This is a genomic window from Paracoccus sp. UBA5162 (genome assembly GCF_002413585.1).
GTDB lineage: Bacteria > Pseudomonadota > Alphaproteobacteria > Rhodobacterales > Rhodobacteraceae > Paracoccus.
Genome location: NZ_DHXG01000066.1, coordinates 1 through 11,577 on the forward strand (window position 1 = coordinate 1; position 11,577 = coordinate 11,577).

General features: G+C 65.1%; 9 protein-coding genes, 1 tRNA gene and 2 pseudogenes. 7 read left to right on the forward strand and 5 right to left on the reverse strand.

The features are described from left to right. From B4A72_RS10020 to B4A72_RS10030, 3 genes are all read right to left on the reverse strand, one after another. The coding region (locus tag B4A72_RS10020; protein ID WP_292978481.1) for a sigma-70 family RNA polymerase sigma factor at positions 1-1,451 on the reverse strand (1,451 nt) is incomplete at its 3' end. A 178-nt stretch (positions 1,452-1,629) separates the two neighbouring features. After that, on the reverse strand, positions 1,630-3,546 hold the full coding sequence (gene dnaG, locus B4A72_RS10025) for a DNA primase (protein ID WP_292959106.1): 1,917 nt from the start codon (positions 3,544-3,546) through the stop codon (positions 1,630-1,632). A gap of 63 nt (positions 3,547-3,609) precedes the next feature. Then, the gene (locus B4A72_RS10030; RefSeq protein WP_292959107.1) at positions 3,610-4,197 is read right to left on the reverse strand and encodes a TetR/AcrR family transcriptional regulator; all 588 of its coding nucleotides are present in this window, start codon (positions 4,195-4,197) and stop codon (positions 3,610-3,612) included. A gap of 76 nt (positions 4,198-4,273) precedes the next feature. On the opposite strand from B4A72_RS10030, the gene B4A72_RS10035 reads away from it, so the two are divergent. Together B4A72_RS10035 and B4A72_RS10040 are read left to right on the forward strand one after the other, a co-directional pair. Beyond that, positions 4,274-4,528: a hypothetical protein gene (locus B4A72_RS10035; protein WP_292978483.1), complete on the forward strand. Its 255-nt coding sequence runs from the start codon at positions 4,274-4,276 to the stop codon at positions 4,526-4,528. Between the two features lie 66 nt (positions 4,529-4,594). Then, complete coding sequence (locus B4A72_RS10040; RefSeq protein WP_292959109.1) at positions 4,595-5,761, forward strand: alpha-hydroxy acid oxidase; 1,167 nt, start codon at positions 4,595-4,597, stop codon at positions 5,759-5,761. A gap of 43 nt (positions 5,762-5,804) precedes the next feature. On the opposite strand, the gene mltG is transcribed toward B4A72_RS10040, so the two are convergent. Both mltG and fabF read right to left on the reverse strand, forming a co-directional pair. After that, positions 5,805-6,989: an endolytic transglycosylase MltG gene (gene mltG / locus B4A72_RS10045; RefSeq protein ID WP_414692197.1), complete on the reverse strand. Its 1,185-nt coding sequence runs from the start codon at positions 6,987-6,989 to the stop codon at positions 5,805-5,807. Next, complete coding sequence (fabF, locus tag B4A72_RS10050) at positions 6,986-8,248, reverse strand: beta-ketoacyl-ACP synthase II (RefSeq protein WP_292959110.1); 1,263 nt, start codon at positions 8,246-8,248, stop codon at positions 6,986-6,988. The genes mltG and fabF overlap by 4 nt, the downstream gene beginning before the upstream one ends. A 226-nt stretch (positions 8,249-8,474) precedes the next feature. On the opposite strand from fabF, the gene B4A72_RS10055 reads away from it, so the two are divergent. From B4A72_RS10055 to B4A72_RS10075, 5 genes and pseudogenes are all read left to right on the forward strand, one after another. Further along, on the forward strand, positions 8,475-8,846 hold the full coding sequence (locus B4A72_RS10055; protein WP_292959111.1) for a HesB/IscA family protein: 372 nt from the start codon (positions 8,475-8,477) through the stop codon (positions 8,844-8,846). Positions 8,847-8,928: 82 nt separating this feature from the next. Beyond that, positions 8,929-9,675 carry a triose-phosphate isomerase gene (gene tpiA, locus B4A72_RS10060; RefSeq protein ID WP_292978485.1) on the forward strand — a complete coding sequence of 249 codons (747 nt, stop codon included), beginning with the start codon at positions 8,929-8,931 and terminating at the stop codon, positions 9,673-9,675. A 20-nt stretch (positions 9,676-9,695) separates the two neighbouring features. Further along, positions 9,696-9,821: pseudogene (locus B4A72_RS10065) on the forward strand (integrase core domain-containing protein); the annotation flags it as partial. Positions 9,822-10,097: 276 nt separating this feature from the next. After that, a pseudogene (locus B4A72_RS10070) lies at positions 10,098-11,324 on the forward strand (IS256 family transposase); the annotation flags it as partial. Positions 11,325-11,484: 160 nt separating this feature from the next. Continuing rightward, a tRNA-Ser gene (locus B4A72_RS10075) sits at positions 11,485-11,574 on the forward strand. The last annotated feature ends 3 nt before the right edge of the window (positions 11,575-11,577 follow it).

The following is an 11,577-nucleotide window of genomic DNA, read 5'->3' on the forward strand; positions in this document are numbered from 1 at the left end:
GTGATCGCCTGACGGATCCACCACGTCGCGTAGGTGCTGAACTTGTACCCGCGGCGGTACTCGAACTTGTCCACCGCCTTCATCAGGCCAATATTGCCTTCCTGAATGAGATCAAGGAATTGCAGGCCCCTGTTCGTGTATTTCTTGGCAATGCTGATGACCAGTCGCAGGTTCGCCTCGACCATCTCCTTCTTGGCCTGCCGGGCCTCTTTCTCGCCGCGCTGGACCTGATTCACGATGCGGCGGAATTCCTCGATATCGACGCCGACATACTGGCCGACCTGCGCCATCTCGACGCGCAGATCCTCGACCTTGTCGCGCGATCTTTCGAACAGCGCCTGCCAGCCCCGGCCGGTATTCTGTGACAGCCGGTCGATCCAGGTCGGATCCAGTTCCGAACCGCGATAGGCGTCAATGAATTCGCGGCGGTTGATGCGCGCGGCATCGGCCAGCTTGACCATGCCGGAATCGATGGTGACGATGCGGCGATTGATGCCGTAAAGCTGATCGACCAGCGCCTCGATGCGGCTGTTGTTCAGATGAAGTTCGTTCACCAAGGCAACGATTTCACTGCGCAATTTCTGATAGGCGCCTTCGGCGTTGGCCGAAAAGCTGTTATCCTCGTTCAGCGTGGCCGACATCCGCTGATCCTGCATGTCGGCCAGTTGTTCATAATCGCGGGCGATGACTTCCAGCGTCTCCAGCACCTTCGGCTTGAGGCTGGCTTCCATCGCGGCAAGCGACAGGTTGGCGCCGTCGTCTTCGTCCTCGTCATCATCGCTGCTGATCGGATTGCCGTCGGCATCCAGTTCCTCGCGCTTGTCCGAGGTTGCCGCCGCGCCACCTTCCTCGGACAATTCCTCGTCCTCGGCCTCTTCGTCTTCCATCGCCTGACCGAAGGTGGTCTCAAGATCGATCACGTCGCGCAGCAGGATCTCTTCGTCCAGCAGTTCCTGCCGCCACATGGTGATGGCCTTGAAGGTCAGCGGGCTTTCGCAAAGGCCCGCGATCATCGTGTTGCGTCCGGCCTCGATGCGCTTGGCGATCGCGATCTCGCCCTCGCGAGACAGCAATTCGACGCTGCCCATCTCGCGAAGATACATGCGGACGGGGTCGTCGGTGCGGTCCAGCTTCTCGGTTTCGGTGGCTGCGACCGCCACCTCGCGCGAACCCGAGGCGGTGGTGGCGACTGCGCCGCCCTCGGCCTCGTCGGCTTCGTCCTCGTCCTCGATCACGTTGATGCCCATCTCGGACAGCATCGACATGACATCCTCGATCTGTTCGGAATTGACCTGCTCGGGAGGCAGAACCGTGTTCAGCTGGTCATAGGTGATGTAGCCGCGGTCGCGGGCCTCGGCGATCATCTTCTTGACCGCCGCCTGGCTCATGTCCAGCGAATGGGCATTCTCGTCCTTGTCGGTCTTGTCGGTGTCGTCTTCCTTGGTGGCCATCCAGGGCTCCCTTTCCGAGGCGGTGATTCGCGAATCACCCGAATCGCGCCGAAACTGCCTTGCTTTTACCGTGCCGGCCGACCGAATCAAAGATCGGCGCCAGCAATTGTCCTTTGCCCTCCGACAGATGATTCGCACCTGCCGGACCGCACTCCGCGCACCTTGCGGGCAAGGTCTCTCACCGGCGGGGCGGCTTGCGCCAAATCTGTCTGCTCAGGGCGTCGCTCAACTCGGCCGCAAGCTTGTCCCTGTCTTCGTTCAGGTCGCCGGAATCCTCGAGTTCCGGACGTTCGGCGCGGTGTCGTGCCTTGTTGACCTGCTGAAAGCGCCAGGTCAGGCCTTCGTCCGCATCACCCTCGATTTCGGTCTCGGCCCGCGACAGTTCCGGTCCTGCGGCGCGTTCCGCCTCGATCCGGTCCAGCAGATTTTGCAGCATGGTCAGAATGGCTTCCGGATCCTTGCGGCCGATGACGGGCGGGGTCAGGCCCAATTGGGCGTCGCTGCGAAGGATTTCAAGAGCCCGGCGACCGGCCTCGCTTTCGTTTCCGGTCAGCAGATCATGCAACAATGCGGCGCGATCAGCATCGCGGGGCGACAGCCGTTCAAGCCGCGTCTCGACAAGCGCCACCAGTTCCGGCCGCAGGGCGCAGATCAGCAGGCTGGCGCCCTCCAGCAACGCCGTTCCCGCATCGGGCCCGGCGACCGGCAAGGTGGGAAGCGGCGCGCGCGGGGCCATCGAGGCCCCTCCGCGCCGGGCGGGGCCGCGCCCCGCCGCGCCCTGCCGCACCCCTTCGCCCCGGGGCTGCCGCCGGCCCCCGAAAAGCTGCCATCGTTTTCCGCGGATTTCGTCGGCATAATGGCGGCGGGTCAACTCGTCGGGGATTCTGGCAATGGCCTGTTGCAGGCGGCGGTCCAGCGCGGCCTTGCGTTCGGGGCTGTCGAAACGCTGCCCCTCGGTTTCGCGGCTCCACAGCAGATCGACCAGCGGCCGGGCCTGATCCAGCAATGCCTTCATCGCACCCTGCCCCGCCACCCTGATCAGATCGTCCGGATCCTGACCCGCAGGCAGCAGGACGAAACGCAGGGCCTGCCCCGGGCCGGTCAGAGGCAGCGCGAGATCGATCAGCCTCTGCGCCGCCCGCTGGCCCGCCGCGTCCCCGTCCAGCGCGATGACCGGTTCCGGCGACAGGCGCCACATCGCGGCCAGTTGTTCGCTGGTAATGGCGGTGCCCAGCGGCGCCACCGCACCCTGAAAACCCGCGCGCGACAACGCGATCACGTCCATGTAGCCCTCGGCCACGATCAGCGGCTGCCCCTTGCCGACCGCCGCCCGGGCAGGGCCGAGATTGTAGAGGTTCCGCCCCTTGTCGAACAGCGGCGTTTCCGGGCTGTTGAGATATTTGGCGCGGGCATTCGGATCCATCGCGCGCCCGCCGAATCCGATGCAGCGGCCCTGTCCGTCGCGGATCGGAAAGACGATCCGGCCGCGAAAGCGATCATAGGCCGGTCCGCCATCAACGGGTTTCGCAGCCATGCCGGCCTCGACGATCAGCGCCTCTTCGAAGCCCTTGTCGCGCAGCGCCGAGGTCAGCGCGGTGCGGTGGCCGGGCGCGAAGCCGATCTCGAATTGCGCCTCGCTTTCGCGGTCCAGGCCGCGCCGCGCAAGGTAGTCGCGCGCCTCGGCCGCAGCGCCGGTCTGCAATTGCAGCCGGAACCAGCGGCAGGCGGCCTCGGTCACCTCGATGAGGCGGGATCGGCGGTCGGATTTTTCACGCGCGCGCGGATCGGGTTCGGGCATGGAAAGCCCGGCCTCGGAGGCAAGGGATTTTACCGCCTCGATGAATTCCATTCCATCGCATTCGCGCAGGAAGCTGATCACGTCGCCCTTGGCCTGACAGCCAAAGCAATAATAGAAACCCTTCTGGTCGTCACAATGAAAGCTGGCCGATTTTTCCTGATGGAAGGGGCACGGCGCCCACCAGTCTCCCCGTGCCTGGTTGGATTTGCGCTGGTCCCACACGACGCGGCGCCCGATCACGCGACTGATCGGAACGCGGTTGCGGATCTCGTCAAGGAAACCGGGAGGCAGACTCATGGCGCGATTATCGGGGGGGCGGGGCGCGGCGGCAAGATGGGTATTTGGGCAACGAAGAACCCCTCAGTCCGCTCCGACCGCGCCGCGTGCCAGACCCCAGTAGATATCGGCGATCCGGGTCCGGTCCAGGCGGCCGCCCTCGCGATACCAGTTGGTCACGCCGGTCAGCATCGCGATCAGCGCCATCCGTGCCAGTCGCGGATCGTCCAGCTGCATCGCCCCTGAGGCCGTGCCCGCGTGCAGGATCCGGTCCAGACCATCCTCGTATCGGGTGCGCAGGGCCGCGATGCGGCCATGGTTTTCAGGCGTCAGGTTGCGCAATTCCATATAGGACAGGAAGACGGCGTCCGGATGATCGAGGCTGAAATTGATGTGGAAGCGAACGAATCCTTCCAGTCGCGCCAGCGGCGGCTGCGCCGGATCGTCCTGCCATGCCGCCAGCAGATCGCGCATGTGGGTTTCCAGAAGATCGGCCAGCAGCGCCTGCTTGTCGGGCGTATAGGCATAGAGAGCGCCGGCCTGCACGCCGACGCCGGCAGCAATCTGGCGCATCGACACGGCCGCATAGCCGTGGCGCGCGAAAAGGCGCAGGGCCTGGGCGCGGACCAGCGGTCCGGTGATCTCGGCGCGGGAACCTTGGGTACGGGCCATGTCCCTGTCTAGGCCAGCGACCGGGGCGGGAAAAGGGCGATTGCGGGACAGGCGCCCTCGCCCTAACCTGGGCGTCATGACGAAGCCGGTTCCTCTGATGGTCTGCACCCTGCTGATTCTTGCCGCCTGCGGGCGCGGCGATACCGCCTATCCAAGGCTGCTGCCGACGGCGCAGGCCCTGGCCGAGCCGACCCTGCCCGATCATGCGGCCGGCGGATCAGCCGCGATCGAGACCGCCACCGAGGCCGAGGGCGATGCCCTGACCCGCCGTGCCGAAGCCCTGAGAAGGCCGGTCATCGAGCCCGATCTGCGCGCCCGGATGGGGTTGTGACAGGGGCGATTGAGCAGGTTCGCGACCGGTGGTAAGAAATTCTGACCACACTGAGGAGGCCCGGCCATGCCCGTCATCACCTGCATCGAGGATCTGAAACGGCTGCACCGGGCGCGCACGCCGCGGATGTTCTACGATTATGCGGAATCGGGCAGCTATACCGAACAGACCTTTCGCGAGAACACCACCGATTTCGCACGGCTGAAACTGCGCCAGAAGGTGGCGGTGGACATGTCCGACCGATCGACCGCGTCGGATATGGCGGGCCTGCCTGTCTCGATGCCGGTGGGGCTGGCGCCGGTCGGGCTGGCCGGGATGCAACATGCCGATGGCGAGATTCACGCGGCCCGCGCCGCCGAAAGATTCGGCGTTCCCTTCTGCCTGTCCACGATGTCGATCTGTTCGATCGAGGATGTGGCGGCCCATGCCACCAAGCCCTTCATGTTCCAGCTTTACGTCATGCGTGATCAGAATTTCGTGGCCGCCATCATTGATCGCGCCAAGGCGGCGGGTTGCAGCGCGCTGGTTCTGACGCTGGATCTGCAAATCCTGGGGCAACGGCACAAGGATCTGAAGAACGGGCTGTCGGCGCCGCCGAAGCTGACGCTGCCGGTGATGCTGGATCTGGCGTTGAAATGGCGGTGGGGCATGGGGATGCTGCGGACCAGGCGACGCCAGTTCGGCAATATCGTCGGCCATGCGAAGGGCGTGGGCGACACCTCGTCGCTGATGAGTTGGACCGCCGAGCAGTTCGACGAGCGGCTGGACTGGGACAAGATCGCCCGCATCCGCGACATGTGGGGCGGCAAGCTGATCCTGAAGGGCATCATGGACCCCGAGGACGCCCGGATCGCGGCCGATTTCGGGGCCGATGCGATCGTGGTCAGCAATCACGGCGGGCGGCAACTGGACGGGGCCTTGTCCGCGATCCGGATGTTGCCGCATATCGTCGCGGCGGTGGGCGACCGGGTCGAGATCCACATGGACAGCGGCATCCGATCGGGTCAGGACGTGCTGAAGGCGCTGGCGCTTGGCGCCCATGCGACCTGGATCGGGCGGGCCTGGCTGCACGGCCTTGGGGCGATGGGAGCGACCGGCGTAACCCACGCGCTGGAGATCATCCGGAAGGAGCTGGATATCAGCATGGCACTGTGCGGAGAACGCGACGTGAAGGCCCTGAGCCGAAAGAACCTTCTGATACCAAGGGACTTTCTGACCGAATACGAGGTCTGAACCCGATCCGCGCCGCGCCGCCCGCGGATCCGGCGCGGCGCGCTCAGCCGCCGCCCTGCACCGGCGTGTCGGTCGCCTGCCCCCGCTGCGCCTCGATCTGGCGCCAGCGGGCGACATTGGCGTTATGTTCCTGCAGCGTGCGGGCAAAGGCGTGCCCGCCCGAGCCATCGGCGACAAAGAAGATATAGTCGGTCTGGGCCGGGTTCAGCGCCGCATTGATCGCCGCGCGTCCCGGATTGGCGATGGGCGTCGGCGGCAGGCCGTCGATCCGGTAGGTGTTGTAGGGCGTCTGCGCCGCAAGTTCAGAGCGCCTGAGGCCGCGATCCAGAATTCCCTCGCCCCGGGTGATGCCGTAGATCACCGTGGGATCGGTTTCCAGCCGCATCCCCTGTTCCAGCCGATTCACGAAGACGCTGGCCACCTGCGGCCGTTCCTCGGGCAGGCCGGTCTCCTTCTCGACGATCGATGCCATGATCAGCGCCTGTTCCGGGCTGTCATAGGGCAGGCCGAAAGGCCGCGCCTCCCATTCCTGCGCCAGGATCCTTGATTGCCGCGCCGCCATCTCGGCCAGCAGCGCGCCGCGATCGGCGCCCGCCTCGACATCATAGGTATCCGGCGCCAGCGATCCTTCGGCGGGAACCTTGTCCACTTCGCCGGTCAGGAAATCGACGGCGTTCAGCCCCTGAACCACCTGCCAGCTGGTCACGCCCTCGGCCAGGGCGACGCGCAGGCGGGCATCGGGCTTTTTCTCGGCAGCCACGATCGCTTCGGGAAGATCGCCGCTTTCGGGGCTCCAGCGCGCCATCTCTTCGAAGGCGCCGGTATCGGGGTTCATGTCGCGCAGCAGCACGTTCGTCTCGCGCACGCCGACGCGAAGGATCACCTCGGTCCCGCAGGTCGAGGGGCCGCCCGCGGTGATCACGCCGACGATATCTTCCATGCTCGCGCGTGGTGCCACCAGATAGCTGCCGAATTTCAGGTCGCGCGCCTTGTCCATGTAATCAGTGCCGGCGCGGAAGATATAGGCGCTGCTGACTGCGCCCTGCGAGGCAAGTTGCTGGCTGACTGCATTCAGGCTGGCCCCGGGCGCGATCTGGACGCATTGCGCGATTTCGCTTGGCCCCGGACCGGAAAACTCGCGCTTTGCCCAGGCCACAGCCGCGGCGGCGGCGATCAGCAGGACAATCAGCAGGGTCAGGAAGTTCGAGGCGATGTTGCGCCAGATCATTCCTTGACCTTCCCGAGAACCAGACTGGCATTGGTGCCGCCGAAGCCGAAGCTGTTGGACAAGGCGATGTCGACCTTGCGCCGGACCGCCGCATTGGCGGCCAGATCCAGCTTCGGCTGGACGGCCGGATTGTCCAGATTGATGGTCGGCGGGCAGATCTGGTCGCGAATCGCCAGCACGCAGAAGATCGCCTCGACCGCACCCGCCGCGCCCAGCAGATGCCCGATGCTGGACTTGGTGGACGACATGACGGCGTTCCTGGAATGATCTCCCATCAGCCGCTCGACCGCGCCCAGTTCGATGGTGTCGGCCATCGTGCTGGTGCCATGCGCATTGATATAGTCGATCTTCTCGGGGCCGATCCCGGCATTGCGCAGGGCGTTCTGCATCGCCCGGTATCCGCCATCTCCATCCTCGGCGGGCGCGGTGATGTGATAGGCGTCGCCCGACAGCCCATAGCCCAGAACCTCGGCATGGATCGTCGCACCGCGCGCCCTGGCGTGTTCATATTCCTCAAGGACGACGACACCGGCGCCTTCGCCCATCACGAAACCGTCGCGGTCCTTGTCATAGGGGCGGCTCGCGGCAGTCGGATCGTCATCGCGCCGCGTGGACAGCGCCTTGCAGGCGTTGAAGCCGGCGATCCCGATTTCGCTGATCGGCGCCTCGGCACCGCCCGCGATCATCACGTCCGCATCGCCCAGCATGATCAGCCGCGCCGCATCGCCGATGGCATGGGCCCCCGTCGAACAGGCCGTCACCACGGCGTGGTTCGGCCCCTTGAAGCCGTAACGGATGCTGACCTGTCCCGAGATCAGGTTGATCAGCGCACCCGGAATGAAGAAGGGAGAGACACGCTTTGGCCCGCGTTCCTTGATCAGCACCGCCGTTTCCGCGATCGATGTCAGCCCGCCGATCCCCGAACCGATCATGACGCCGGTGCGGAGACGGTCTTCCTCGTCCTCGGGCTCCCATCCGGCATCCTTCACCGCCTGATCGGCGGCGGCCATGCCGTAGAGGATGAAATCATCGACCTTGCGCCGGTCCTTGGGCGCCATCCAGTCGTCGGGATTGAAGGTGCCGTCGCTGCCATCGCCGAACGGGATCTCGCAGGCATATTTCGTGACCACATCGCTGGGATCGAATCGCGTGATCCGGCCTGCCCCGGACGTCCCGGCCAGCAACCGCTGCCACGTCGCCTCGACGCCCGAAGCCAGCGGCGTGACCATCCCAAGTCCGGTGACAACAACCCTGCGCATCCGCGTCATCCTTCAAACTGCCGTTCCTGGGCAACCTGATACACGCGGGGGTTTTGCCGCGCAACGCCGCGTCGGCGGAAGGACGCGCAGGCAACCGCCGTCATCGCGGGGAAATGTTCCGATGTGATCGCAGCCCTGCATCGTCCGGCCGCCGGCCAGCGCAGGGGCTTGAGCGCGAGCACCCCGGACCCTATCTTCTGTGACAGATGCAACGAAAGGCCCGCCCATGTTCGGCATTCCCGGCAAAAGCCCCGTCACCATCACGCCCTCCGCCGAGCGTCAGATCGTGCGGCTGATGGCGGGCAAACAGGCCTACGGCCTGCGGATCGGCCTGAAGAAGGGTGGTTGCGCGGGAATGGAATACACGATGGATCTGGCCCAGTCCCCCGACAAGGCAGACGAGGTCGTCGAACAGGGCGAGGCCCGCGTGCTGATCGCGCCCATGGCGCAGATGTTCCTGTTCGGGACCGAGATCGACTATGAATCCGGCCTGATCGAATCCGGATTCCGCTTTCGCAATCCGAATGTGACCGATGCCTGCGGCTGCGGCGAATCCGTCCGCTTCGAGCCGTTGGAAGGTAGTCGCACGGCCGAGTGAACCGCCTCGTCGGCGACAATCATCATTGCAGCCAGGGCCGCGTTTCCCTAAGCCTTTGATTGTGCGAAGCGGAGGACAGGGCATGGCACCACGCAAGCTGGCTGCGGGCAATTGGAAGATGAACGGCGATCTGGCGGCGCTGTCGCAGATCGACGCGCTGATCGCGGCCCGACCCGACCCCGGCTGCGACGTGCTGATCTGCCCGCCGGCATTGCTGATCCAACCGATGAAGGCGCGAATCGGCGCCCATCCGATCGCGCTTGGGGGGCAGGATTGCCACGCGCGCGCCTTCGGCGCCCATACCGGCGACATCGCCGCCGTGCAGTTGAAGGATGCCGGCGCCGATTACGTCATTCTCGGCCATTCCGAACGCCGCGCCGATCATGGCGAGACCGACGCCGATGTCTCGGCCAAGGCTGCGGCGGCCCATGACGCCGGCCTGATCGCGATCATCTGCGTCGGCGAGACCGAGGCGCAGCGCGACGATGACGAGGCACTGGAGGTGATCGCCGCGCAACTCGAGGGCTCGATCCCGCCCGGCGCCAATGCCGGCAACACGGTGATCGCCTATGAACCGGTCTGGGCCATCGGCACCGGCCGAACTCCCAGCGGCGACCAGATCGCCGAAGTCCATGCGCTGATGCGCGAACGGCTGGTCGGCAAGGTGACAGACGCGGCGAATGTCAGTCTTCTGTATGGCGGCAGCGTGAAGGCGGCGAATGCCGCCGAGATTTTCGCCATCGCGCATGTGAACGGGGCGCTGGTCGGCGGAGCCAGCCTCAAGGCCGCGGATTTCGGCCCCATCATCGCAGCCTTGCAAGGCGACTGACGCGGCTCAGGCCGCCCCGCCTCGACAACATTGAGCGCCTCTGGCGGTATCTGAAGTATGAATGCGTCTATCTGCCCGCCTGGGAGACCGGCTCGCAGGCGAAGACTGGCATCGGCCGATGGACCGCCTTCTACAATCAGCAGCGGGCCTCACACCGCCCATTGCTGACGAGCGCCTGCCGTGGTCTACTTCAACCAGTTCGAAACCGGCCAGCAGGTCAAGCAGCTTAAATCACGCCGGAATTCTGGCCAAAGGATGGTGAGTAGCTCAGGCAGCAAGTGGGACGTTCGTGTCCGAGGTGCTAGTGTAATTTCGACGCCGCCAACGGTGTGATCCCGGGTGGCCATCGAGGTGCAGGATTGAGGCGGAGTTTCGACGCTTCAACCCCAAGCCATACGGAGACCTCGACGACCAAGACAGCGATGGACCTGTCCGAGCTGCTGGCCAAGCACCATCAGGGAGACTTTCTTCCAACCATCGCCGATCCGATGCTGCAACTGATCATGGAAGCCGATGTCGAAGGACTGATCGGCGCCGGGCGGCATGAGCGCAACGTCGAACGAACGACACGGCGGAACGGGTATCGAGAGCGCGCTCTCGATACCCGTTTGGGCACGCTGAACCTGCGGGTGCCGAAGCTGCGGAAGGGCAGCTACTTCCCTGGCTTTCTCGAAGCCCCGAAAGCCTCAGAGCAGGCGCTGGTGGCTGTCATTCAGGAGGCCTGGATCCGCGGCGTCTCGACCCGGCACGTCGACGAAATGGTGCAGGCCATGGGTCTGTCGGGCATCTCGAAAAGCCCCGTATCGAAGCTCTGCAAGGACATCGACGAACGCGTGGGCGAGTTCCTGAACCGCCCGCTGACGGGAGAATGGCCCTACGTCTGGTTGGATGCGACCTCTACCTCAAAGTCCACCAGGGCGGGCGCATCGTGCCCGTCGCGGCCATAATCGCTGTCGCCGCCAACTCCGGGGGCCGGAGGGGGATCATCAGCCTGGGCATCGGCCCGACCGAAGCCGAGACGTTCTGGACCGAGGTCCTGCGGTCCCTGAAGGTCCGGGTCTCGGCGGCGTGCGATCGGTCATCAGCGATGCGCACACGGGCCTCAGGGCGGCCATCGCCCCGGTGTTCGAAGGTGAGGCCCAAAAGCCGATCCGGGGGATCGGCGACGGCCGAGCGGGCAGCGCTGCCGCGTTCACTTGATGCGCAACGTCCTGGCGCACGTGTCCCGCGGCCAGCACACCGTCGTCGCCGCCGCGATCCGGGAGTCTTTCGATCAACCCGACCCAACCCAAGCCGGCAAGAACTGGCACAAGGTCGCGGAACAGCTGCGCCCGCGCTGGCCCAAGCTCGCCGATCTCATGGACGCCAGCGAGCACGACGTGCTGGCCTACATGTCGTTCCCGCGACAGCAGCGGACGAAGCTGCACTCGACCAATCCCATTGAACGTTTGAACAAGGAGGTGAAGCGCCGCGCCGATGTCGTAGGCATCATCCCCAACGAGGCCTCGATCATGCGCCTGATCGGCGCTGTTCTCTTCGAGCAGAACGACGAGTGGCAGACCGCCAGTCGCTACATGATGGTCGAAGCATTCGCTCAGATCGACACGGAGGAGGTCGACCCCATTCTCCGCATCACAACAAAAGCCGCCTCATCATGCCCTCAGGCCATCTGGGCAATTACACCGCTTGACGGACGCGACCAGTGGGACGATGAAGGGCTGGCCATCCGTCCGCTGATCCCGTGGTTTCAAACGATCCACCACCAAATCCCCCTTGTCACTATGGACGCCGGTCCATATACGGATCGGCGGAGACGTGGCCGAGTGGTCGAAGGCACACCCCTGCTAAGGGTGCAGGCGGGAAACCGCCTCGAGGGTTCGAATCCCTTCGTCTCCGCCACTT

Excerpts from the sequence above, each read along its gene's own strand:
- dnaG (WP_292959106.1), bottom strand. The coding sequence starts at position 3,546 with ATGAGTCTGCCTCCCGGTTTCCTTGACGAGATCCGCAACCGCGTTCCG.
- B4A72_RS10030 (WP_292959107.1), bottom strand. The coding sequence starts at position 4,197 with ATGGCCCGTACCCAAGGTTCCCGCGCCGAGATCACCGGACCGCTGGTC.
- B4A72_RS10035 (WP_292978483.1), top strand. The coding sequence starts at position 4,274 with ATGACGAAGCCGGTTCCTCTGATGGTCTGCACCCTGCTGATTCTTGCC.
- B4A72_RS10040 (WP_292959109.1), top strand. The coding sequence starts at position 4,595 with ATGCCCGTCATCACCTGCATCGAGGATCTGAAACGGCTGCACCGGGCG.
- mltG (WP_414692197.1), bottom strand. The coding sequence starts at position 6,989 with ATGATCTGGCGCAACATCGCCTCGAACTTCCTGACCCTGCTGATTGTC.
- fabF (WP_292959110.1), bottom strand. The coding sequence starts at position 8,248 with ATGCGCAGGGTTGTTGTCACCGGACTTGGGATGGTCACGCCGCTGGCT.
- B4A72_RS10055 (WP_292959111.1), top strand. The coding sequence starts at position 8,475 with ATGTTCGGCATTCCCGGCAAAAGCCCCGTCACCATCACGCCCTCCGCC.
- tpiA (WP_292978485.1), top strand. The coding sequence starts at position 8,929 with ATGGCACCACGCAAGCTGGCTGCGGGCAATTGGAAGATGAACGGCGAT.